At 73.1% G+C, this 21,418-nt stretch carries 24 protein-coding genes; 8 read left to right on the top strand and 16 right to left on the bottom strand.

Annotated features, from left to right (window positions below; all coding sequences use genetic code 11):
* From ACFWDO_RS17060 to ACFWDO_RS17095, 8 genes are all read right to left on the bottom strand, one after another.
* Positions 1-284 (bottom strand): hypothetical protein (locus ACFWDO_RS17060; RefSeq protein ID WP_380321140.1); only part of this gene is annotated, 284 nt, incomplete at its 3' end.
* Positions 281-580, bottom strand: coding sequence for a hypothetical protein (locus ACFWDO_RS17065; RefSeq protein WP_380321137.1), 300 nt, complete (start codon positions 578-580; stop codon positions 281-283). The genes ACFWDO_RS17060 and ACFWDO_RS17065, both read right to left, overlap by 4 nt.
* Positions 581-682: 102 nt before the next feature.
* Positions 683-988, bottom strand: a complete 306-nt coding sequence (locus ACFWDO_RS17070; protein WP_380321134.1) for a hypothetical protein — start codon at positions 986-988, stop codon at positions 683-685.
* A 627-nt stretch (positions 989-1,615) separates the two neighbouring features.
* Complete coding sequence (locus ACFWDO_RS17075; RefSeq protein ID WP_380321131.1) at positions 1,616-1,918, bottom strand: barstar family protein; 303 nt, start codon at positions 1,916-1,918, stop codon at positions 1,616-1,618.
* Positions 1,915-2,190 carry a hypothetical protein gene (locus tag ACFWDO_RS17080; protein WP_380321128.1) on the bottom strand — a complete coding sequence of 92 codons (276 nt, stop codon included), beginning with the start codon at positions 2,188-2,190 and terminating at the stop codon, positions 1,915-1,917. Before ACFWDO_RS17080 ends, ACFWDO_RS17075 begins: the two co-directional genes overlap by 4 nt.
* Before the next feature lie 195 nt (positions 2,191-2,385).
* Positions 2,386-2,730 carry a hypothetical protein gene (locus ACFWDO_RS17085; protein WP_380321125.1) on the bottom strand — a complete coding sequence of 115 codons (345 nt, stop codon included), beginning with the start codon at positions 2,728-2,730 and terminating at the stop codon, positions 2,386-2,388.
* Positions 2,731-2,772: 42 nt separating this feature from the next.
* Positions 2,773-3,027, bottom strand: coding sequence for a YbdD/YjiX family protein (locus tag ACFWDO_RS17090; protein WP_380321122.1), 255 nt, complete (start codon positions 3,025-3,027; stop codon positions 2,773-2,775).
* Positions 3,011-5,281 (bottom strand): carbon starvation CstA family protein, encoded by a 2,271-nt coding sequence (locus tag ACFWDO_RS17095; protein ID WP_380321119.1) that lies wholly within the window; start codon positions 5,279-5,281, stop codon positions 3,011-3,013. The genes ACFWDO_RS17090 and ACFWDO_RS17095 overlap by 17 nt, the downstream gene beginning before the upstream one ends.
* 155 nt (positions 5,282-5,436) lie before the next feature.
* Here ACFWDO_RS17095 and ACFWDO_RS17100 point away from each other — a divergent pair, with 155 nt between their 5' ends.
* On the top strand, positions 5,437-6,702 hold the full coding sequence (locus ACFWDO_RS17100; protein ID WP_380321116.1) for an NYN domain-containing protein: 1,266 nt from the start codon (positions 5,437-5,439) through the stop codon (positions 6,700-6,702).
* 13 nt (positions 6,703-6,715) lie between these two features.
* On the opposite strand, the gene ACFWDO_RS17105 is transcribed toward ACFWDO_RS17100, so the two are convergent.
* Complete coding sequence (locus tag ACFWDO_RS17105) at positions 6,716-7,558, bottom strand: alpha/beta fold hydrolase (RefSeq protein ID WP_380321113.1); 843 nt, start codon at positions 7,556-7,558, stop codon at positions 6,716-6,718.
* 111 nt (positions 7,559-7,669) lie between these two features.
* Between ACFWDO_RS17105 and ACFWDO_RS17110 the strand changes: the two genes are divergently transcribed.
* From ACFWDO_RS17110 to ACFWDO_RS17125, 4 genes are all read left to right on the top strand, one after another.
* On the top strand, positions 7,670-8,239 hold the full coding sequence (locus ACFWDO_RS17110; RefSeq protein ID WP_380321110.1) for a TetR/AcrR family transcriptional regulator: 570 nt from the start codon (positions 7,670-7,672) through the stop codon (positions 8,237-8,239).
* A gap of 60 nt (positions 8,240-8,299) precedes the next feature.
* Complete coding sequence (locus ACFWDO_RS17115) at positions 8,300-8,947, top strand: lysophospholipid acyltransferase family protein (protein WP_380321107.1); 648 nt, start codon at positions 8,300-8,302, stop codon at positions 8,945-8,947.
* The gene (locus tag ACFWDO_RS17120) at positions 8,944-9,642 is read left to right on the top strand and encodes a ubiquinone/menaquinone biosynthesis methyltransferase (RefSeq protein WP_380321104.1); all 699 of its coding nucleotides are present in this window, start codon (positions 8,944-8,946) and stop codon (positions 9,640-9,642) included. Before ACFWDO_RS17115 ends, ACFWDO_RS17120 begins: the two co-directional genes overlap by 4 nt.
* Before the next feature lie 118 nt (positions 9,643-9,760).
* Positions 9,761-11,071: a sensor histidine kinase gene (locus ACFWDO_RS17125; RefSeq protein ID WP_380321101.1), complete on the top strand. Its 1,311-nt coding sequence runs from the start codon at positions 9,761-9,763 to the stop codon at positions 11,069-11,071.
* Between the two features lie 7 nt (positions 11,072-11,078).
* Here ACFWDO_RS17125 and ACFWDO_RS17130 read toward each other — a convergent pair whose 3' ends face one another.
* Positions 11,079-11,903 carry an ornithine carbamoyltransferase gene (locus ACFWDO_RS17130; RefSeq protein WP_380321098.1) on the bottom strand — a complete coding sequence of 275 codons (825 nt, stop codon included), beginning with the start codon at positions 11,901-11,903 and terminating at the stop codon, positions 11,079-11,081.
* 81 nt (positions 11,904-11,984) lie between these two features.
* Between ACFWDO_RS17130 and ACFWDO_RS17135 the strand changes: the two genes are divergently transcribed.
* The gene (locus tag ACFWDO_RS17135; protein ID WP_380321094.1) at positions 11,985-12,692 is read left to right on the top strand and encodes a response regulator; all 708 of its coding nucleotides are present in this window, start codon (positions 11,985-11,987) and stop codon (positions 12,690-12,692) included.
* On the opposite strand, the gene ACFWDO_RS17140 is transcribed toward ACFWDO_RS17135, so the two are convergent.
* From ACFWDO_RS17140 to ACFWDO_RS17165, 6 genes are read right to left on the bottom strand one after another with little or no spacing between them, the layout of a single operon-like run.
* Positions 12,656-13,162, bottom strand: a complete 507-nt coding sequence (locus tag ACFWDO_RS17140) for a VanZ family protein (RefSeq protein ID WP_380321091.1) — start codon at positions 13,160-13,162, stop codon at positions 12,656-12,658. The two genes, ACFWDO_RS17135 and ACFWDO_RS17140, sit on opposite strands and share 37 nt — an antisense overlap.
* A gap of 25 nt (positions 13,163-13,187) precedes the next feature.
* The gene (locus ACFWDO_RS17145; RefSeq protein WP_380321088.1) at positions 13,188-13,730 is read right to left on the bottom strand and encodes a GNAT family N-acetyltransferase; all 543 of its coding nucleotides are present in this window, start codon (positions 13,728-13,730) and stop codon (positions 13,188-13,190) included.
* Positions 13,727-14,785, bottom strand: coding sequence for an App1 family protein (locus ACFWDO_RS17150; protein ID WP_380321085.1), 1,059 nt, complete (start codon positions 14,783-14,785; stop codon positions 13,727-13,729). The genes ACFWDO_RS17145 and ACFWDO_RS17150 overlap by 4 nt, the downstream gene beginning before the upstream one ends.
* 16 nt (positions 14,786-14,801) lie before the next feature.
* Entirely contained in the window at positions 14,802-15,731 is a 930-nt protein-coding gene (locus ACFWDO_RS17155; protein ID WP_380321143.1) for a carbohydrate ABC transporter permease, read from the bottom strand.
* A gap of 7 nt (positions 15,732-15,738) precedes the next feature.
* Positions 15,739-16,701 (bottom strand): carbohydrate ABC transporter permease, encoded by a 963-nt coding sequence (locus ACFWDO_RS17160; RefSeq protein WP_380321082.1) that lies wholly within the window; start codon positions 16,699-16,701, stop codon positions 15,739-15,741.
* Positions 16,702-16,718: 17 nt separating this feature from the next.
* Positions 16,719-18,137: an extracellular solute-binding protein gene (locus ACFWDO_RS17165; protein ID WP_380321079.1), complete on the bottom strand. Its 1,419-nt coding sequence runs from the start codon at positions 18,135-18,137 to the stop codon at positions 16,719-16,721.
* A 113-nt stretch (positions 18,138-18,250) separates the two neighbouring features.
* Here ACFWDO_RS17165 and ACFWDO_RS17170 point away from each other — a divergent pair, with 113 nt between their 5' ends.
* Both ACFWDO_RS17170 and ACFWDO_RS17175 read left to right on the top strand, forming a co-directional pair.
* On the top strand, positions 18,251-19,351 hold the full coding sequence (locus ACFWDO_RS17170) for a LacI family DNA-binding transcriptional regulator (protein ID WP_380321076.1): 1,101 nt from the start codon (positions 18,251-18,253) through the stop codon (positions 19,349-19,351).
* Between the two features lie 92 nt (positions 19,352-19,443).
* On the top strand, positions 19,444-21,312 hold the full coding sequence (locus ACFWDO_RS17175) for a glycoside hydrolase family 2 protein (RefSeq protein ID WP_380321072.1): 1,869 nt from the start codon (positions 19,444-19,446) through the stop codon (positions 21,310-21,312).
* Positions 21,313-21,418: the final 106 nt, after the last annotated feature.

Genomic DNA, 21,418 nt, shown 5'->3' on the forward strand with positions numbered 1-21,418 from the left:
ACCCGGTCCAGGGTGCGGGCGTAGTCCACCAGCGCCTCGCCCGTGGCCTGATACCGGGAGTGGGCGCGGCGGATCTCGCTGATGGTGTCTTCCTTCGTCTCCATCAACGCGTCCACGGCCTGAGAGATCGTGCCCGCCACGTCCAACCGGGACATCGCCCCGGCGGCGTCGTCGATCGACCCCGCGACCTCGAGGTAGTCCTGCCCCCCGGACAGCACCAGCACCGGGTCCCCGGGCGTGGGGTCCGCATCCAGGCCGACCGGCGACCAGTCCGCCGGCCTCACACCGGGCCCTGCCCGCTCGTGCTGGAGGTGGGCGCGGGCTGGCCCTCGCCGCTGATCCCGTCCGCGAGGTCGGAGTCGATGTCGGTGAACGCCTGCGCCACCTGCACCGACGCGTCCGCGAGCAGGCGCAGGTTGTCGGTCATCTTCTGGCGCGTGTCGTCCCACGAGCTCGCGAAGTCGCGCACCGTGCCCGCCAGGCCGTCGTGCCCGACCGCGTCCGCGATCCGGTCCGACCGCGTCGTCGCGTTCTCGAACTCGTCCGCCACCGTGGTCAGGCTCGACCCCAGCTCCGTCACCGCATCAAGGTCCACCCGGAGATCCGCCACCGGCCCTCACCCCTTTCGCCCGCAAGAGAGTAACCAGGGTCACGTCTGATGCACCACGGGGAGAACTTCCCATCAGGCCAGGTCACCGGGGTGCGACACCAGGATCCGCGTCTCGTCCTCCTCGGACGTGACCGCGACCTCCACCCGTCGTCCGACGTCCGACGCGACGAACTCGGGCTGGCCCTCGACCGGGCCGAGGATCCTCAGTGGCAGGGGGCTGTCGGCGCGGACCCGCACCCAGGGGAGATCCCATGAACCCACGCCGCCGACGCTGAGCAGCAGCTCGCCCGTCGGCGAGACCAGCCCCTCCTCGCCCGCGACGCGCACCCACGCGTCGGCCAGCGAGCCGTCGCCGTCGGGGACCCGGACCGTCGGCACCGCGGAGCCCTCCGACGCTGAGTGCCAGGCTCCTCGGGTCTCGTCGACGGTGCCCTCCGTCCCCAGCACGGTGAGGCCGGCCAGCGCCGCGTGGGGATCCAGGTCGCGCGTTCCCAGGGGAGGTCCGCCATCGTGCCGCGTGGATCGAGCACCAGGCCCATAACGCCCGCCCCACCCGCGGCTGACCGCGCGACCAGCGCCTGCGCCGCCCGCGCGACCCGTTCGACGTCGCCCGCCCGCAGCCCGTCGAGGTAGATGGTGACCGCGAGGTGCGCGGCCGCGTCGTGCGTCCCGGCATCGTGGCTCCCGACGTCGTGGCTCCGGACGCTGACGATCATGTCCTCGGAGCGTGAGAACCAGGCCTGGAGCGTGACCTCGGCGCCGACGTCGAGGAGACGAGCCAGCTCGTCGCCACCGATCAGGTGCTGGTCGCCCTCGTCGTCGAGCACCGCCACGCTCAGGCCCGCGCCGTGCTCGTGCGGACCGGGCGCGGCGAGTTCCGCGCCCGCGGCCGCCAGCAGGCCGGGGAGCCAGGCGCCCGCGGGCGTGCTGGTGTACAGGGTGAGGAAGCCGTCGGGCATCTGCGCTCCGTGCTCTCGTCGGGGTCCGTCCGAGGACGATCGGTGGTCACTCGAGGACGAGCTCGAACCGCTCCTCCCATCCGCGGCTCGCGACGTCGTCGGCGATGCGGGCGAGGAGGTCGACGACGCGGTCGAACAGCGCGTCCCCGAGCTGCGCGCGGCTCTCCCGGGAGCTGCGCCACACCAGGCGCACCGGGCGCTCGACGTCGTGCTCGAGCCGGTCGCGCAGGGCGGCGAGGTTGCGTCCGTAGAACGGCCCGAGGTCGAGCTGGTCCGCGAGCTCGCGGTGCAGGTCCGCCTCGGTGCGGATCCGGGTCCCGTCCAGCACGACGTCGGTCATCGGCCTCATTCCTCGATCGTGGGCTGGGCTCGCATCTCGCGGAAGGCGGTGTGCCAGGCGCGGAAGTCGTCGGGCGAGTGGAGCAGGACGCCCGGGCCGCTCGGCAGGTCGGCGCCGGACAGCCGGTCGAGGGCGTCGAGCACCGCGTCGTCGACGTCCTCGTCGTCGCGGAGCTCGCGCAGGACACCGGACGCCCAGTCGGCGGCGCGCCGCGGTGCGAGCACGCCGGACGCGAGGTCGCGGAGCACGGCCTCGACGGAGGCCCGGTCCGGTGCCGTCATGGTCAGAGCAGTCCCTCCTGTCGCGTGCGTCGGACGACGACGGTCGCCACATCACCCGCGGCATCCGCGCCGACGACCACCCTGCCACGCCCGCACCGGCCGCCGACCGGGCCTGTGGACAACGTCAGCAGCAGGCGGTCGGCGGACGACGAAACGTCCAGGGGAGGGCGGGCGGCGTGCCCGCGGAGGGCCAGGTCACCGGTCCTCCCGCGCGACGAACACCCACACGGGCCGGTCGGACGGTGTGATCCGCGGGGCCGCGCGCACGTCGATCCGGCTCCCGACGTGCACGCGGTGCCCGAGCAGCACCGCCAGCTCCTGCGCGATCTCGTCGACGTCCTCGACGAGGTCCGGCGTCTCGTGCCGCGCCTGACAGACGACCGTCACCGCGACGTCGTCCTCCTCGACGCCGTCGACCTCCACCCCGAGGGCCAGCGCGTCGCGTGGGACCAGGCCGAGGGAGGCCTGGGTGAGCTGGGCGACGACGTAGTTCTCCCACACGGGAGCGCCGGCCGGGTCGCCGGGTGTGGGCACGGTCATCGCCGCAGGATGCCGCAGCCGCCGATGGCGTTCAACCACTCCTCAGCAGCACCGCGACCCGGGGTTGCGGTCCTGCTCGGCGTAGTGCTCGCGCCAGAACTCGCGCTCGCCCATCGGCTCGCGGTCGGGGTGGGCGGACCGCTCGTGGGCGACGTACGTCGCGTACGCGTCGTCGCCCATCACCTGGCGCACATACCACCGCAGGCTCGCCCACCCCGCCGACGCCGCCCGGGCGAGTGCCCGGGCGGCGTCGAGCGCCGTCGGCCCGACGGTGCGGGCGTCAGTGGTGCCCGGCACGTGCGTTCTCCCGCAGGCCCGCGTCGACCCACTGCTTCTCGATCCGCTTCTCCGCGGCCGACGCGAACAGGCTCGCCGGGGCGAACCGCCGCGACGCGACGGGCGGGTCCTCGTGGTTCGCGCCGCCCCCGGTGCGGAAGGCGTGGATGGTCACGACCACGGACGCCACGATCACGATGATCGACAGCACCACGAAGATGATCGAGAGCGTGCCCTGCACGAAGGTGTTGCGGACCACGGCCTCCATCGCGGCGACGTTGGGCGCCGTGCCGAACGACGTCTCGCCGGCGTCGAGCGCGTCCTGGAACGCCCGGTGCTGGGCCCAGTACCCGACCGCGGGCACGTCGGAGAAGATCTTCTCGAACGACGCCCAGATGGTGATGAGCGCCGTGAACGCGAGCGGCACGGCCACGATCCACAGCCACGCCCAGTAGGCGCGGCCGCGCTTGGCGACGATGGCGAGCACGACGGCGAGGGCGATCGCGGCGAGCAGCTGGTTCGCGATGCCGAACAGCGGGAAGAACGTGTTGATGCCGCCGAGCGGGTCGGTGACGCCCAGATAGAGGATGGTGCCCCAGCCTGCGACCATGATCGCGGTGCAGATCCACACCCCTGGTCGCCAGCTCACGTCCTTGAACCTCGGGGCGACGTTGCCGATGGTGTCCTGCAGCATGAAGCGCGCCACGCGGGTGCCGGCGTCGACGGCGGTGAGGATGAACAGCGCCTCGAACATGATCGCGAAGTGGTACCAGAAGCCCATCATCGCGGTGCCGCCGACCAGCTGGTGCATGATGTGCGCCAGGCCGAGCGCGAGCGTCGGAGCGCCGCCGGTGCGGGACACGATCGACGGCTCGCCCACCTGGCTGGCCAGGGTGCTGAGCATGTCGGGCGTGAGGTTCACGCCGGCGAGGCCGAGCGAGTTCACGAACGCGACCGCGCCCTCGATGGTGCCGCCCGTCGCAGCGGCCGACGAGTTCATCGCGAAGTACACGCCGCGGTCGATCGAGATCGCGGCGACCAGCGCCATGATCGCGACGAACGACTCCATGAGCATGCCGCCGTAGCCGATGAAGCGGGTCTGGCGCTCCTTCTCCACCAGCTTCGGCGTCGTGCCCGACGAGATGAGTGCGTGGAACCCGGACAGGGCGCCGCACGCGATCGTCACGAAGAGGAAGGGCCACAGGTTGCCGGCGACGACGGGGCCGGTCTCGGAGCCGGCGAACTCGCTGATCGCGGGCACGGAGATCTCGGGGCGCACGATGACGACGGCGCCCGCGAGCACCACGATGACGCCCACCTTCATGAAGGTGGACAGGTAGTCGCGCGGGGCGAGCAGCAGCCACACCGGCAGGACGGCGGCCACGAAGCCGTAGACGATGATGCCGACGGCGATCGTCGTGCGGTCGAGCGTGAACGCCTCGGCGCCCCACGCCGTGTCCGCGACCATGCCGCCGCCGATGATCGCGGCGAGCAGCAGCACGAAGCCGATCAGCGACACCTCGGTGATCTTGCCCGGGCGCAGGTAGCGCAGGTACACGCCCATGAACAGCGCGATCGGGATGGTCATGGAGACGCTGAACACGCCCCACGGGCTCTCGCCGAGGGCGTTGACGACCACGAGCGCGAGGATCGCCACGATGATGACCATGATCAGCAGGGACGCGACGATCGCGGCCACGCCGCCGATGCGGCCCAGCTCCTCGCGCGCCATCTGGCCGATGGTGCGGCCGCCGCGGCGCATGGAGAAGAACAGCACCGTGTAGTCCTGCACGGCGCCCGCGAGCACCACGCCCACGATGATCCAGATGGTGCCCGGCAGGTACCCCATCTGCGCGGCGAGCACCGGGCCCACCAGGGGGCCCGCGCCGGCAATGGCGGCGAAGTGGTGGCCGAACAGCACCCGGCGGTCGGTGGGGACGAAGTCCTTGCCGTCCTCGCGCGTCTCGGCCGGGGTGGCGCGGCGGTCGTCGGGGCGCGTGATGTACCGCTCGATGACCTTCGAGTAGAAGCGGTACCCGATGAGGTACGTGCACACCGAGGCGAAGACGAACCAGATGGCGTTGACGGTCTCGCCGCGCACCAGCGCGATCATCACCCAGGCGACGCCGCCGAGCAGCGCGATCGCCGCCCAGAGCGCGATCTTCGCGGGTGTCCAGCGGGGCTTCAGGTCCTCGGCGGGAACCGCCGTCGGGGGGAGCGAGGGGTCGGGAACGATCTCGTCCGTCGCCGTGGTGGCTCCGGGATCTGCTGACAAGGTGAGCCTCCAAGGCGTCGCGTCGTCGGGACCCGACACACCATAGAGGGTGAAGAAAGGGTGACGAAACGGCCGGACCCTGGACGGTGCAACAGTGGCCGTGGTACCTGGGCCTGGGCCCGCGGTGGAGCACGCGACGCCGTAGCCTGACGTGCATGGACACCGAAGAGCGCCTCGCCGTCTTCCTCGACTACGAGAACCTGGCGCTCGGCGCCCGGGACCACCTGGGCGGGATGCAGTTCGACTTCAAGCCGATCGCCGACGCGCTCGCCGTGCGGGGGCGCGTGGTCGTGCGCCGCGCGTACGCCGACTGGTCGTACTTCGACGAGGACCGGCGGATGCTCACCCGCCACCAGGTCGAGCTCATCGAGATGACGCAGCGCATGGGCGCGTCCCGCAAGAACGCCGCCGACATCAAGATGGTGGTGGACGCCATCGAGATGGCCTTCGAGCGCGACTACATCACCACGTTCGTCATGTGCACCGGCGACTCCGACTTCTCCCCGCTGGTGCACAAGCTGCGCGAGCTCGACAAGCGCGTCATCGGCGTCGGCGTCGAGAACTCCACGTCGCGGCTGCTGCCCCCGGCCTGCGACGAGTTCCTCTTCTACGACCGGCTCGAGGGCGTCGACGTGCCCGACGAGTCCGAGGCCCCGGCCCCCAAGCGCTCCGGCCGCGGGACGGGCAAGGGCAGCAGCCGGGGCGGGCGAGGCGGCCGCGCCAAGGCCCCCGCCGCCGAGGCACCGGCCGAGGCCGCACCGGAGGCACCGGCCACCACCGAGGCCCCCGCCGAGGAGGCCGCACCTGCAGCGTCCGGCACGACGTCGAGCACGCGCCGCCGCAAGAAGGCGCCCGCCGCGGAGCCCGCCGTCGAGCCCGCGCCCGAGGCCGCCGTCGACGTCGAGCCCGAGGCCGACCTCGAGCACGACGACGCCGCGCCCGCGGGCGAGGACGCGACGATGGAGGTCAAGGTGGCGCAGACGCTCGCCGACCTGCAGGCGTCCACGAGCGGCTCCGTCACGGCGTCGATGCTCAAGCGCACGCTGGTGCGCAAGGACCCCACGTTCAGCGAGTCCGACTACGGCTTCCGCACCTTCGGCGAGTTCTTGCGCTTCCTCGCCGACCGCGGCTTCGTGGTGCTGTCGCCCGGCCCGTCGACCGGCGACCCGGAGGTGGAGCTGCCCGAGCAGCAGGACACCGAGGGCGCGTTCGACCTGCTGCGCCAGGTGGTGCGCGACGCCGGCGGCAGCGCGCCGCTGTCCGGGCTGAAGAACGAGGTGCGCAAGCGCCGCCCCGACTTCTCGGAGAAGGCGCTCGGCTACCGCGGGTTCCTGCAGTTCGCGAAGGGCGCCGCGGCCGCCGGCGCCGTCGCCCTCGCATGGGACGACGACGCCGACGACTACCTGCTCACGGCGAGCTGACCGGTCCCTCGGGTCAGCGCCCGACGAACGCGAGCAGCGCCGCGTTGACCTCGTCCGCGTGCGTCCACAGCAGGCCGTGGGGCGCGCCCTCGACCTCGACGTACTCCGCGTCGGGCACGGCCGCGTGGAAGCGGCGGCCGGAGGCGTCGATCGGCAGGATGTTGTCCTTCGTGCCGTGCAGGATCAGCGTCGGCTTGCCCGCGGCGCGGACCGCTTCGACGTCGGGCCGGAAGTCCTCGATCCACGTGGGGACGACGGCGTACGCGGCGACGGGCGCCGAGCCCACGGCGGTGGCCCAGTTGGCGCGCACGACCTCCTCGGAGATCCGCGTGCCGAGGTTCTCGTCGAGGTTGTAGAAGTCCTTGTAGAACTGCGTGAACCAGGCGTACCGGTCGCTCCGGGCGGCGTCGACGATCCCGTCGAAGACCGCCTGGGGCACGCCCTCGGGGTTGTCGTCGCGCTGCACGAGGAACGGCTCCAGCGAAGCGAGGAACGCGAGCTTGGCGACGCGCTCGTGGCCGTGGTTGCGCACGTACCGCGCGAGCTCGCCGGTGCCCATGGAGAAGCCGACGAGGATCACGTCGCGCAGGTCGAGCGTCGTGAGGACGGTGTCGAGGTCCTTCGCGAACGTGTCGTAGTCGTACCCCGAGCCGACCTTGCTGGACGCGCCGAACCCGCGGCGGTCGTAGGTGATCACGCGGTACCCGGCGGCGAGCAGCTCGCGGGTCTGGAGCTCCCAGCTGTGGCCGTCGAGCGGGTATCCGTGCACGAGGACGACCGGCTGCCCGGAGCCCTGGTCCTCGTAGTAGAGCTCGATGTCCGTGCTGTTCTCCTGCCCGACGGTGATGTAGCCCATGGTGGTGCCCCTTCCGAAGGAGGGGGAGAACGATCGTTCTCCCGCTGTTCGCTACAGTAGAGAACGATGGTTCTCCCCGCAAGGGGAGGGACGGCGACGAGAGGGTGGACGATGCTCGACGAGAAGGCGGCGCGCGACGCGGTGGTCGCGGCCGCCGACCGGCTGTTCTACGCGCGCGGCGTGCAGTCCGTCGGCATGGACGCCGTGCGCGCCGAGGCCGGGGTGTCGCTCAAGCGGATCTACGGGCTCTTCCAGTCCAAGGAGGACCTCGTCGTCGCCGTCCTCGCGCTGCGGGCCAGGCAGTGGACGGAGGGCGTGGAGCGCGCAGCCGCCGGTGCGGCGACGCCACGCGACCGGATCCTCAGCGTCTTCGACTTCCTCGACGCCTGGTTCCGGGAGGACGGGTTCCGCGGGTGCGCGTTCATCAACTCGTTCGGCGAGCTCGGCGCCACCTCGCCCCGCATCGCCGAAGCCGTGCGGGGGCACAAGGAGGCGTTCCGCGAGCACGTCCTGGGCCTGGTGCGCGAGGCCGGCCTGCCCGACGCGGTCGCCCTGCAGGTCGTGCTGCTCGCCGAGGGCGCGCAGACCACCGCCGCCATCACGCACGACGCCGACGTCGCCCGCGAGGCGCGACGCGCCGCCGAGTCCCTGCTCGCCGCCGAGGAGACGCGTACGCCCTGATCGCACGCCCGCGAGGACGCCCTCGGCCGACCCGGGCGGAGCAGGGGGCACAATGGTGCGGTGACCTATCGGTTCCTGCGCCTCGTCCTGTCGCTCCTGGTGTTCGTGCTCCTGCGACCCCGGGTGACGGGACTCCACAACATCCCGCGGCGCGGACCGGTGATCCTGGCCAGCAACCACCTGTCGTTCATCGACTCGATCATCATCCCGCTCGTCGTGCCCCGGCACGTCACCTTCATCGCGAAGGCGGAGTACTGGACGGGCCACGGCCTCAAGGGCCGCGTCTCGCGCTGGTTCTTCACCACGATGGGCCACATCCCCGTCGACCGCGAGGACCCACGCGCCGGCCAGCGGTCGCTCGACGACGCCCTCGTCGTGCTCAAGCGCGGCGGCGCCTTCGGCATCTACCCCGAGGGCACCCGCTCCCGCGACGGCAAGCTGCACCAGGGGCACACCGGCGTCGCATGGCTGGCGCTCGCGGGCTCCGCGCCCGTCGTGCCGGTCGCGCTGCGCGGCACCGACAAGGTGCAGCCCATCGGCAAGCGGCTGCCCCGCCCGGTTCGCGGCATCCAGGTGAACTTCGGCGCCCCCATCGACCCGTCGCGCCAGATCACCGCCGGGTCCCGGCCGGCGCAGGTGCGTCGGGAGCTGACCGACCACGTCATGGACTCCATCCACAAGATGAGCGGTCAGGAGATCGCCGCGTGACCGTCCCCTCGCCGCACGGCGAGGAGGTGCAGCGCCTCTTCGACACGGTCCCCGGCTACTACGACCGGATGAACCGCCTCATGACGGTCGGCCGGCACGCCGCCTGGTGCCGCGACGTCGCCCGGCGCGCGCAGCTGCCCGTCGGGGGGTCGCTGCTCGACATCGCCACCGGCACCGGCGTCATCGCCCTCGAGGCCGCGCGCCAGTACCCCGGCGCCACGATCCACGGCGTCGACTTCTCCGAGGGGATGCTGGAGGGCGCCCGCGCCAAGCCCGGCGCCGACGCCGTGACCTGGGAGTTCGCCGACGCCAACGCCCTGCCCTACGACGACGGCTCCTTCGACGCCGTCACCCACGGCTACCTGCTGCGCAACGTCGAGGACGCCGAGCGCGTCCTCGCCGAGCAGCTGCGGGTGCTCAAGCCCGGTGGCCGGCTCGCGCTGCTCGAGACCTGCCCGCCGCGCGGACTGCTGAAGTACCCGGTGGCGCTCGGCGTGAAGGTCGTGATCCCGCTGCTCGGCCAGCTCGTGGCGCGCGACAAGTCGTCGTACACGTACCTCGAGGAGACCACCCTCGGGTTCATGTCCCCCGAGCAGGTCGCCTCCATCCTCTGGCGGCTCGGGTTCGACGACGTCACCTGGCGGCGCCGCTTCCTCGGCACCCACATGATCGTGAGCGCCCGCAAGCCCCTCTGACGGTGGTGACGTAGTGCCCGGTGACGGTTCCCCGCTCGGAAGCGTCACCGGGTACTACGTCGACGGGTCCCCCGGCCGGGTGAGGCGCGCCGCGGGCCGGCCAGGAAGACTGGTCGGCGTGACGGGGCGGACGACAGGCGGCGGGCGGCGCACCCTGCGGTGGGCGCTGTCTCCGCTGACCAGCGCGTCCACGGTGCGGGCGGGCGTGTACCTCGTCGTCGGGGGAGTCGTCGCGGGCGCGTACGCGCTGCTCGCCGCCGGGTTCGTGCAGATGTTCGCCGACCCCGCCACGCCCCGCGCCGCCGTCGCCGTGCTCGCCGCGGTGACCGCCGTCATCGTCGGCGCGCCGCCGTTCCTCGCGCCCGTGCGCGCGCTGGAGATCGCGGCCGTGCGGACGTTCCTCGACGTCGACGCCCGCGAGCTGCCCGACCCGTCCGGTCCGACGACGGTCGCGACGCGGTGGCGCGGGGCCGCGTGGTTCGCGCTGCACCTCGCCCTGGGCGCCGTGATCACCCTGGGCCTGCTGGTCGCGGTGCCGCTCGCGACGCAGCTGGTGCTGTCCGCGTTCGGCATCGACGAGTCGTTCCTGGTGCGGATGGCGCCGGCGTTCACCGCCCACGCCGCCGGGTGGGCGGCGCTCGCGGTGCTGGCGCTGCTCGCCCTCCCGTACGGCACGGCGCTCGCGCGCCGGCTGCTGCGGCAGTCGGCGGAGCCGCTGCTCGGCCCCGACCAGACGGCGCGCATCGCCGAGCTCGAGGCGCAGGCCGACCGGCTGGCCGAGCGCGGCCGGCTCGCGCGCGAGCTGCACGACTCCGTCGGCCACGCCCTCACCGTCACGACCCTCCAGGCGGCGGCCGCGTCGCGGCTCGTCGGATCCGACCCGGACGCGGCGCGGCGCTCCCTCGCCGCGATCGAGGAGTCCGGCCGCGCCGCGATGGCCGACCTCGACCACGTCCTCGGCCTGCTGCGCGCCCCCGACCGCGCCGACGACCGCACCGACGACCGCGCCGACGATGCCCGGGAGCCGCGCCGCGCGCCGGCCCGGTCTCTCGCCGACCTGCCCGCCTTGGTCGCCGACGCCCGGCACGCGGGCGCGGACGTGCGGCTCGACGTCGACGACGGCGCGGCGGCCGCGCTGCCCCGCGCGACCTCGCACGAGGCGTACCGCGTCGCGCAGGAGGCGCTCACCAACGCCGTCCGGCACGCGCCAGGACACCCCGTCACGGTGACCGTGATGCTCGACGGCGCGGCGCGGCGGCTCGACGTCGAGGTCGCGAACCCGCTGCCCTCCAGCCCGGACGGGCGGTCACGGCGCGGCGGCCGCGGCCTGCGCGGCATGGCCGAACGCGTCCGGCTGCTGCGCGGCGACCTCGACGCGGGGCCGCAGGACGGCCGCTGGGTGGTGCGGGCGCGGTTCCCCGTCGCGTGACCCGGCGCTATGCGCCGAGGCCGAGGCAGTGCGCCAGCACGGCCTGCTGCACGGGCAGCAGCGACGCCTTGAAGCCGTACCCGACGAATGGCCCGCCGGGGGCGACGGCGTCCGCGCTCACCTCGCGACCGCGGGTGAACGGCGGGCACGGGGCCAGGCGCACGCCGGGCCTCGCGAGGCGGAGCAGGTCCGCCGTGACCTGGTAGGGCGCGAGCGCGTCGGCGTGCTTCCCCACGCCGTCGGTCAGCACGACGTCGGCCCCCGTGACGGCGGCCTCGAGGTCGTCCGTCCAGGCGAGACCCGGGGCGCGCAGCGCGGCGGGGCAGCACTGCACGAGGTCGAGCCCGAGCACGCGGGCGATCTCGCCCCAGGCCCGGGCGATGTTGCCGTCCGCGCCGACGAAGACGAGGCGGAGGTCCCGCACGTCGCCGTCCTGCGCCAGGGCGTAGACGTCGGAGAGCACCTCGCACGGGTGGTTGGTGGACGTCATCGCGTTCACCACCGGCACGGGCCCGGCCGCGAGGCCGTCCAGGACGGCGAGGTCGGGGTGACGGACCACCAGGACGTCCGCCCAGCTGGCGAGGTACCCGGCGACGTCCGCGAGCTCTTCGGGCTTGTCCAGCGTCTCCGGCGGGAACAGCACGGGCTGGAGGCCCATCTGCGCCGCACCGCGCTCGAACGTCACCCGCGTGCGCAGGCTCGTGGGCGGGAAGAAGAGGACGGCGCACCCGTCCGTGCGTGGACCCCGCCCGGCCCGGTAGGCGTCCGTGAGGTCGAACACCGCCGCGACGTCGTCGGCCGTCCAGTCGTCGAGGCGTACGAGGGAGGTCACGGGACGTTTCTGCCAGACGCCGCGGCGTCGGAGGCGCGCCCGACCGGCCCGTGAGACGCCCGATGCGGCAGGATCGACGGCGTGACCGTGCCTGCCGACACCCACGCCCGCGCCGACGCCGTCCGCGCCGTCCGCGTCGTCCTCGTCGACGACGAGCCGCTGGTGCGCGCGGGGCTGCGCGTCATCCTCGACGCGGAGCCGGACCTGACGGTGGTCGGGGAGGCGGGCGACGGGTCCGAGGTGCCACAGGTGGTGGCGCAGGCGCGGCCGGACGTCGTGCTCATGGACGTGCGGATGCCGCGCGTGGACGGGATCGCGGCGACGCGGGCCGTCGTCGGGGCGGGCCGTCCGGGCGCGCCGGCGCCGCGCGTCCTCGTGCTCACGACGTTCGAGAACGACGACCACGTGCTCGACGCCCTGCACGCCGGGGCGCAGGGCTTCCTGCTGAAGCGGGCACGCCCGGAGGAGGTCGCGGACGCGGTGCGGCTCGTGGCGCGCGGGGACTCGCTGCTGTTCCCCGACGCGGTGCGGCGGCTCGTCGCGGCACGGGGGAGCGCCACGGACGGCGACGCGCTGCGCGACGCGCGGCTCACCGAGCGCGAGGGCGAGGTGCTGCGGCTGATGGCCGCCGGCCTGTCGAACGCGGAGATCGCGGGGGAGCTGTACCTCGGCGTCGAGACCGTGCGCACGCACGTGGGGAACGTGCTGGCCAAGCTCGGCGTGCGCGACCGCACCCAGGCGGTGGTGCGCGCCTACGAGTCGGGGTTCGTCCCGGTCCAGCGACCCTGAGACCGCCGCCACCGCACGACGGCGACCCAGGCCAGGCCCGCGCCGAGGGCGGCCCCGATCGTGTTGGACAGCCAGTCGTCGGTGTCGCACGACCGTCCGAGCGCCGGCACGAGCGCCTGGACCAGCTCGACGAGCGCCGACACGACCGTCCCTCCGGCGAACGCGAGCAGCGGCCGACGGAGCGCGACGCCGGCGAGGAAGACGGGCGCCACGAAGAGGACGACGTTGGCGAGCAGCTCGACGCGGCCCGGCGTCGGCAGCGACCAGCCCACCGTGCACCGCGCGAACAGCTCGCGGTCCACGGGCACCATGGTCAGCAGGAGCACCGGCACGAGGGACGCAGCGCACAGGGCCCAGGCCGCGCGACGGCGCGCGACGAGCCACGGGCCGAGCGCCAGACCCCCGGCCACGAGGACGGCCAGCGCCGCCGGGGACAGCCACGGGTGCGCGACGAGGAGGGTCGAGATCACGGGCCCAGTATCCCGGCGCTCGTGGCTAGTGCGCGGGCGGCTCCAGCGGCACCCGATAGCGCACCACCCCTGGGTGCGGGTGGTCCACGACACGGCCGCCGACCTTCTCGATCAGACCGGCCGACGCGGCGTTGCCCTCCTCGCACACGAGGTCGGCGTGGTCCATCCCGTGCTGCGTGGCGGCCCCCTCCAGCACGCGCGCGAGCGCCCACGCCGCGTGCCCCTGCCCGCGGGCCCCGGGCCTGATGCCGTAGCCGACGTGCCCGTGGCGGTCGGCGTCCGGGTGGTCGGGGTGGCGCAGGGCGATGCCGCCGACGACGTCGGCAGCGCCGTCCTCGCCCACGACGACGATCCACCAGAGCGTCGCCGCCTGCGCGGAGCGCGCCCGCCCCACCCAGTCCGCGAATCCCGTCACGGACGCGACGTCGTCGTCGGGGCCGATGCCGAACCCGTCCTCGTGGAGGCCGGGCCCCCAGTCGTCGTGGCCGGCGTGCCACTGGCGTGCGAGGCCGGTCGTGGGCGGCACGAGGCGGCGCTCCGGCGCGGGAGGCCGCGTGTCCGAGATCATGTGCGGGCGTCCCAGAGTCCCGCCAGCCGGGCGGCGAGCTCCGCCCCGTCGGCGCCGTGCACGAGCGGGGCGTCCGGCTCCGGCCGTCCCCGTGAGGGCCGCACGCGGGCTCGGGCGACCTGCCGGACGGCGATCGCCACCACCCGCCCGGGCCAACGCGCGGACGCGCGCACGTACACGTCCTCGTCGAGCTGGCCGGCGTCGCCCACCAGCAGCCACCGCACGTCGGGGAAGGTGGTCATGAGGCGGTCCAGGCTGTCGCCCTTGTGCTGCGGGCCGCTGCGGAACCAGCCGGTCTGCGTGGGGCCCCAGTCCGTGAGCAGCAGCGGGCCCGGCGGGAAGCCGTGCCGGCCGAGGAAGCGGGACAGCGTGCCCGCGGTGTTCCACGCGCCGTTGGAGAGGTAGACGAACGGCGCGTCGGGGCGGTCGGCCGCGATCCGCCCGTACAGCTCCGCCATCCCCGGCACGGGGCGGCGCGCGCTCGCCCGGGTGACGAACGTGTTCCACGCCGCGACGAACGGGCGCGGCACGACCGTGACCATCGCCGTGTCGTCGATGTCGCTCACGACGCCGAACGTCGCGCCGTCGTCGACCACGACGACGGGGGCCGCGGCGCCGGCCCCGGTGCGGAGGGCGGTCAGGGTGGCGTCGTGCCGGCCCGCGCCCAGGGGCGCGGCCTCGGGGAGCGGCACCTCGACGTCGACGTAGCCGGCGCGGTCCGTCTCGACGACGACGTCCGCCCCGCCCACGACGACGCGCACCCGCTCGCCGGGCGCCGGCATCGTGAGGTAGCTGCGCAGGGGACGCCGGTCGGGGTGCCGCACGCCGGACAGCGGGCCCGACGCCCGCGACGGCGGCACCAGGAGCACGCGGGCGAGGACGCGCACCGAGCGGGGCGAGCCGTACCCGGTGTACGGGAGCAGCCGCGGCACCCAGCCCCGACGACGCAGGAACGCCCCCGCCACCGCGCACCACCGGTCCTCGAGCACCGCGGCCACGTGGGGCCGCTGCGTGGGTCGAGGGGTGGCGTGCTGCGTGGCGGGGGCGTCCGGCATGCCCCGATCGTCCCTGCTACTGGCCGCCCATGCCCGTCGTGGCGACGCCCTGCACGATGCGCCGCTGGAACAGCATGAACACGACGAGCAGCGGCAGCGCGGCGATCATCGCCGACGCCATGTTCTGCGCGTACTGCACGCCGTAGGCGTTCTTCACGGTCGACAGGCCGACGGGCAGGGTCATGAACTGCGGGTCGGTGGTGACGATGAAGGGCCACAGGAAGTTGTTCCACGCGCCGATGAACACGAAGATCGCGACGGCCACGAGGATCGACTTCGACAGCGGCAGCACGATCGTCCAGAAGAGCCGCCACGTGCCGGCGCCGTCGATCCGGGCGGCGTCGAGGAGCTCGGCGGGGATCGCGTCGAAGAACCGCTTGAGGATGAACACCATCACGGGCGCCACGACCTGCGGCAGCACGATGCCGGCGAACGTGTCGACCAGCCCCATGGCCTGCATCTGCTTGAACAGCGGCACGATGAGGATCTGGCCGGGCATCATGATCGACGCGACGGTGAGGAACTGCAGCAGGCCGCGGCCCTTGAACACCGTCTGCGAGAAAGCGAACGCCGCCATCGCGGAGATGAGCACGGTCAGCGCTGTCACCAGGATGGCGACCACGAAGCTGTTCCACATCCAGCCCAGCAGCTCGCTGTTGCCGAGCACCTGGCGGTAGGCGTCGAGCGTCCAGCCCTGGGTGGGCCACCACGACGCGGGCAGCGCGGCCTCGGCCTCGTGCTTGAAGCTGGTGACGGCGCCCCACGCGAGCGGCAGCAGCCACAGGACGGCCATGACGACGAGGGCGGCCAGCGCGGCGACCCGCACCCACGGGGACGGCCCGATCGTCAGCTTGGTGAGGGTGCGGTTCTCGGCCCGTGCCTGCTGCCGGTTCGACCGGCGCGCGGCGACCAGCGTGGAGACGGAACCCTGGGTGGACTCGGCGATGGCCACGTCAGGCCTCCTTCTTCGTCGGCAGGAGCCGGACCAGCGTGAACACGAGGATCAGGGCGAAGAACACGTACGAGATGGCCGACGCGTACCCGAGGCGGTAGTTCGTGAAGCCCGTGTCGTAGACGTACTCGAGGATCGGGCGGGTGCTGCCGTTGGGGCCGCCGCCGGTGAGCAGGTAGATCTGGTCGAACACCTTGAGGGACGCGAGCAGCTGCAGCACCACGATGACGCCGGTGATGGTCTTCATCTGCGGCAGCGTGATGGAGAACAGCCGCCGCCAGCCGCCGGCGCCGTCGATCGTCGCCGCCTCGTACTGCTGCTGCGGGATGCCCTGCAGCGCGGCCAGGTACAGCAGGAAGTTGAACCCGACCGTCCACCAGACGGTGACGAGCGCGATGGAGAACATCGCGACGTTCTCGTCGGTGAGCCACCCGACCGGGCCGAGGCCCAGCTTGGAGACCCAGACGTCGAGCAGGCCGATCTCGGGCTGGAACAGCCAGCTCGCCAGCGACGACACGACGGCGCTGGTCAGCAGGAACGGCGCGAAGAACGACATCCGCCACACCCACTGGCCGGGCAGGCCGGTGTGCACCAGCAGGGCCATGAGGAGCGCCACGATGATGAGCGGCACGGTGCTGAGCACCGTGAACCACACCGTGTGCAGCAGCGTCTGCCACACCTGCGGGTCGCTGAAGGCCTCGGCGTAGTTGTCGAAGCCGATGAACGAGCTCTCCGTCGAGGTGAGGCTCTGGTCGGTGAAGCTCATCCACAGGCCGTAGATCGTCGGCCACAGCAGGAAGAGCCCGGTCGCCACCGCGAACGGGGCGACGAACAGGTACCCGGAGCGGTCCTGCGCGCGGAGCGAGTGGCTCACGGCGCGGGTGCCGGTGCGGGGACGGGTGCCCGTGGTGCGCCGGGAGGGGCGCGCGACGGGGGCGCTGAGTGACGTGCTCGAGGCGGTCATCGTCGTCCTCTCTCGGATCAGGCGGGGCTCGGCTGCGAGAGGAAGCGGTTCATCTCGCTGAGCATGCGGTCGACGGCGGCCTGGGGGGACGCCTTGCCGGACAGGGTGTCGGTCATGGAGTCGCCCATGCGCGCCTGGAAGTCGCTGCCGCCGCCCGTGAACCAGGCGTTCGGGTCGAAGACGGCGATCTCGGCGGCGGGCGCGTAGTCGCGCTGCGGCACCAGGGCCTGGTACTCGGACGTCTTGACGACGGGCTGGTAGGCCGGGATGTGGCCGGCGGACGCCCAGGTGAGGCCCTCCTTGAGAAGGCCCGCGAGGACGCGGTACGTGGCCTCCCGCTTGGCCGGGTCGGCGTGGGCCTGCTTCGGCAGGACGAACGAGTGCGAGTCGGCGTAGTTGGCCGGTGTGTCGAAGATCGTCGGGAACGGCGTGCCGCCGACGTCGGGGATCGCGCCCTGGAACATCGGGAGGTCCCACTCGCCGGAGAACATCAGCCCGGTGCGCTTCGACATGAACCGTCCGGAGGCGGCGCCGCCGTCCTGGTTCTTGGCAGCGACCTTGCCGTCGATCATCGCCTGGAGGAACTCGAAGACCTCCACCGCGGCCTGCTCGTCGATCTCGGCGGGCTTGCCCGGCGTGAGGTCGTAGCCGCCGCCGTTCTGGTTGTAGAGGCCCCAGAACATCCGCCAGCAGCCGGCGGAGTCGCGCAGGTAGCCCCACGAGACGCCCGTCTCGCCCGTGACCTCGGCCATCGCGCGGCCGGCGTCGAGGAAGGCGTCGGCACCGGGCGCGATGGCCAGCTTGCCGTCGGCGTCCAGGAGGCCGGCCTTCCCGGAGATCTCCGGGTTGTTGAAGGCGATGTACGGGTGCGTGTCGAGCGGCAGCGCGTACAGCTGGCCGTCGAACTGCGCCTTCTCCCACACCGCGGGCGCGAAGTCGTCCTGCGTGATGCCGAGGTCGGCGAGCGCGTCCAGGTCGAACGGCTCCAGCAGGCCGCCGGGCGCATACCCCGCGAGGCGCGACATGTGCATCACCGCGGCCTCGGGCGGACGGCCGCCCGACGACGCCATCGCGAGCTTCGTGTAGTACGGCGCGCCCCAGGCGAGGGTGGTGGAGTCCACGGAGATGTCGGGGTTGTCGCCCGCGACCGCGCCGACCATCTTCTGCATGAGGGCCCCGTCGCCGCCCGAGAACAGGTCCCAGACCATCACCGACGTGCGGCCCGAGCCCGACGCCGACGGCGTCGCGCACCCGGACAGGGCACCGCCGAGCGCGATACCGCCGGCCCCGACGAGCGCGGCCTGGAGCAGGCCGCGGCGGCTCCATCGCGGGACGTCGTCCGCGGGGCCGCCCGTGCCGGGCCGGGTGCGTCGCGCGGACGCGTGGCTCTGCCACGCTCCTCCCGGCGACGCTGAACTGCGCTGCATGGTCTTCATCGACCCTCCTTGGTGCAACGTTGCGCTCCAACGTGGGACCACGATGGACTAGGGCGGGCGACCCGTCAAGAGAGCCAGCGAGGTTCATCACGGGCCGCCGGAGGGAGGCGTGGATGTCGGGACTCGAGGACGGCAACGAGCGCGCGGGCACCGTTGCCCGGGGCCGCGCGTCGGGCCGGGTGGGGATCAAGGACGTCGCCGCGGAGGCGGGCGTCTCGTGGAAGACGGTGTCGAACGTGGTCAACGGCACCGGGCGGGTCGGCGACGACACGCGGGCGCGCGTCGAGGAGGTCATCGCGACCCTCGGCTACCGCCCCAACCTCGCCGGGCGGCAGCTGCGCCGGGGGCGCACCAACACGCTCGCGCTCGCGGTGCCGTGGGTGCACTCGCCGTACTTCTCGCTGCTGGCGCACATCGTCATCGACGTCGCGGGGCAGCGGGGCTACCGGGTCCTCATCGAGGAGACGCGCACCGAGCGGGACGCGGAGCTGCAGGTGGCGCGCGGGTTCCAGGTGCACTCCATCGACGGCATCATCTTCTCGCCCCTCGCGCTCGGCCCCGCCGAGATCGCCGAGGTGCGCGGCGAGACGCCCATGGTGCTGCTCGGCGAGCGGGACGACCCCGGCCACGACCGGCGGTGGCGCACCGACCACGTGAGCATCGACAACGTCCTCGCGGCACGCGAGGTGACCGAGCACCTGCTGGCCACGGGCCGCCGGCTGGCGTTCGTCGGCGCGGAGTCGGAGGCGGACCGCTCGGGCACGCCGCGGCTCCAGGGCTTCCGGGAGGCGCACGAGGCCAGGGGCCTGGAGGTGGACCCGCGCTGGATCCTCCCCGTGGTGCAGTTCTCCCGGCCGGCGGGCGTGGCGGCGGTGGAGGCGGTGCTCCCTCGCATCGGCGAGGTCGGCGGCCTCGTCTGCGCCAACGACGAGCTCGCCCTCGGCGCCCTGCACGCGCTGCGCCTCAACGGCGTGCGGGTGCCCGAGGACGTCGCGGTCACCGGGTGGGACAACATCGAGGACGGGCGGTACTCCAACCCCGCGCTGACCACCGTGGCGCCGGACCTCGAGTCCATCGCGGCGGCGGCCGTGGACCGGGTGATCGCGCAGGTCGAGCGTCGTGCGGACGGCGCCGGGAAGGGCGACGTGGACGTCGTCGTGCCCCACCGGCTCCTGGTGCGCGAGAGCAGCCGGGTGGTGCCCGCCGACGACTGAGCCGTACCAATCGCTGATTCAACGTTGCATCTTTTCGGGTTCCGCTGTTGAATCGGCGGCGCACTGTCATCCACGCGCAACGGAGCTCAACGATGTCCGTCCTCGATCGACTCGACCCTCCCTCCGCCCCCACCGGCGGCGAGATCCCCCGCCCCGAGTACCCGCGCCCGCAGGTCGTGCGCGACCGCTGGCTCAACCTCAACGGATCGTGGGGGTTCGAGATCGACCCCGGCGACTCCGGGCTCGAGCGCGGCCTGCGCGAGCGGGCGCTCGACGGCACCATCACCGTGCCGTTCGCCCCCGAGTCCGAGCTGTCCGGGGTGGAGAACACCGACTTCCTCGAGGCGGTCTGGTACCGCCGCGAGGTGACCGTCCCCGCCGACTGGGCGGACGTCGCCGGGGCCGACACCCACGTGCTGCTGCACTTCGGCGCCGTCGACCACGACGCGACCGTGTGGGTGGACGGCACCGAGGTGGCCCGCCACCGCGGCGGGTTCACGCCCTTCACCGCCGACCTGTTCGGCGTCGCGGCGCCCGGGGACACGGTGACCGTCGTCGTGCGGGCCCGCGACCACCGCGGCATCCCGCAGGCGCGGGGCAAGCAGTCCGGCCTGTACGCCAACAAGGACTGCCACTACACGCGCACCACCGGCATCTGGCAGACCGTGTGGATGGAGCCGGTGCCCGGCGCCGCCCTGCGCCGCCCCCGCATCACGCCCGACCTCGCCGCCCGCGCCCTCGACGTGCGCGTGCCGCTCACGCAGAACCGCCGCGGCCACCACGTGGTCGTGACGGTGACCGACGCGGACGGCGTCGTCGCCACCGAGTCGACGCGCGCCGACCTGGACCTCGCGCCGTCGGTGCGCGTCGTCATCCCCGCCGACCGCGTGCGCCCGTGGTCCACGCAGGACCCGCACCTGTACGGCGTCGAGGTGGAGCTGCACGACGGCTCGGGCGACGTCGTCGACGCCGTGCGCTCGTACGCGGGCCTGCGGTCCGTGGCGATCGAGGGCAAGGCGATCCGCATCAACGGGGAGCCCGTCTTCCAGCGCCTCGTGCTCGACCAGGGCTACTGGCCCGAGTCGCTCATGACGGCGCCGAGCGACGCCGCCCTGCTACGCGACGTCGAGCTGGGCCTCGAGGCGGGATTCAACGGCGCCCGCCTGCACCAGAAGGTGTTCGAGGAGCGCTACCTGTACCACGCGGACCGCCTCGGCTACCTCGTGTGGGGCGAGTTCGGCGACTGGGGCTCCGGCGACTTCGGCCGCAAGGACGACCACCAGAAGCCGACGACGTCGTACGTCGCCGAGTGGCTGGAGGCCCTCGAGCGGGACTTCTCCCACCCGTCGATCATCGGCTGGTGCCCGCTGAACGAGACCCACCAGCTGCTGCACGACCGGATCACGCAGCTCGACGACGTCACGCGCGCCATGTTCCTGGCGACGAAGCTCGCGGACCCGTCGCGCCCCGTGCTCGACGCGAGCGGCTACTCGCACCGGGTGCTCGAGACGGACGTGTGGGACTCCCACCACTACGAGCAGGAGCCGGAGGCGTTCGCCCGCGACATGGCCGGGCTGAAGGACGGCAAGCCGTACGCGAACGACTACCCCGAGGGCCCGATCTCGCTGCCCTACAAGGGTCAGCCCTACTTCTGCAGCGAGTACGGCGGCATCTGGTGGAACCCGGAGGAGGCCGCGAAGGCCGCCGGCGACGACCGCAGCGAGTCGTGGGGCTACGGCCAGCGCGTGGCCGACGAGGAGGAGTTCCACGCCCGGTTCGCCGGCCTCACCGACGCCCTGCTCGACGACCCGCTGATGTTCGGCTACTGCTACACGCAGCTCACGGACGTGTTCCAGGAGCAGAACGGCGTCTACCGCTTCGACCGCTCCGAGAAGCTCGACGTCGACCGGGTGCGCGCGGTGCAGGTGCGCCCCGCCGCCTTCGAGAAGGACGCCGACTGACGCGCCGCGTCATCCCGACGTAGCGACACTTCCACGCCGGGAGTGCCGAACAGGCAGTTGACACCGTATTGAGGGCCTGGGGGTCCCCAATACGGTGTCAACTGCC

It is taken from the genome of Isoptericola sp. NPDC060185, assembly GCF_042728595.1.
Lineage (GTDB): Bacteria > Actinomycetota > Actinomycetes > Actinomycetales > Cellulomonadaceae > Isoptericola.

Excerpts from the sequence above, each read along its gene's own strand:
- ACFWDO_RS17080 (WP_380321128.1), bottom strand. The coding sequence starts at position 2,190 with ATGACGGCACCGGACCGGGCCTCCGTCGAGGCCGTGCTCCGCGACCTC.
- ACFWDO_RS17150 (WP_380321085.1), bottom strand. The coding sequence starts at position 14,785 with ATGCCGGACGCCCCCGCCACGCAGCACGCCACCCCTCGACCCACGCAG.
- ACFWDO_RS17085 (WP_380321125.1), bottom strand. The coding sequence starts at position 2,730 with ATGACCGTGCCCACACCCGGCGACCCGGCCGGCGCTCCCGTGTGGGAG.
- ACFWDO_RS17075 (WP_380321131.1), bottom strand. The coding sequence starts at position 1,918 with ATGAGGCCGATGACCGACGTCGTGCTGGACGGGACCCGGATCCGCACC.
- ACFWDO_RS17145 (WP_380321088.1), bottom strand. The coding sequence starts at position 13,730 with ATGATCTCGGACACGCGGCCTCCCGCGCCGGAGCGCCGCCTCGTGCCG.
- ACFWDO_RS17105 (WP_380321113.1), bottom strand. The coding sequence starts at position 7,558 with ATGGGCTACATCACCGTCGGGCAGGAGAACAGCACGGACATCGAGCTC.
- ACFWDO_RS17110 (WP_380321110.1), top strand. The coding sequence starts at position 7,670 with ATGCTCGACGAGAAGGCGGCGCGCGACGCGGTGGTCGCGGCCGCCGAC.
- ACFWDO_RS17160 (WP_380321082.1), bottom strand. The coding sequence starts at position 16,701 with ATGACCGCCTCGAGCACGTCACTCAGCGCCCCCGTCGCGCGCCCCTCC.
- ACFWDO_RS17100 (WP_380321116.1), top strand. The coding sequence starts at position 5,437 with ATGGACACCGAAGAGCGCCTCGCCGTCTTCCTCGACTACGAGAACCTG.
- ACFWDO_RS17175 (WP_380321072.1), top strand. The coding sequence starts at position 19,444 with ATGTCCGTCCTCGATCGACTCGACCCTCCCTCCGCCCCCACCGGCGGC.
- ACFWDO_RS17170 (WP_380321076.1), top strand. The coding sequence starts at position 18,251 with ATGTCGGGACTCGAGGACGGCAACGAGCGCGCGGGCACCGTTGCCCGG.
- ACFWDO_RS17165 (WP_380321079.1), bottom strand. The coding sequence starts at position 18,137 with ATGAAGACCATGCAGCGCAGTTCAGCGTCGCCGGGAGGAGCGTGGCAG.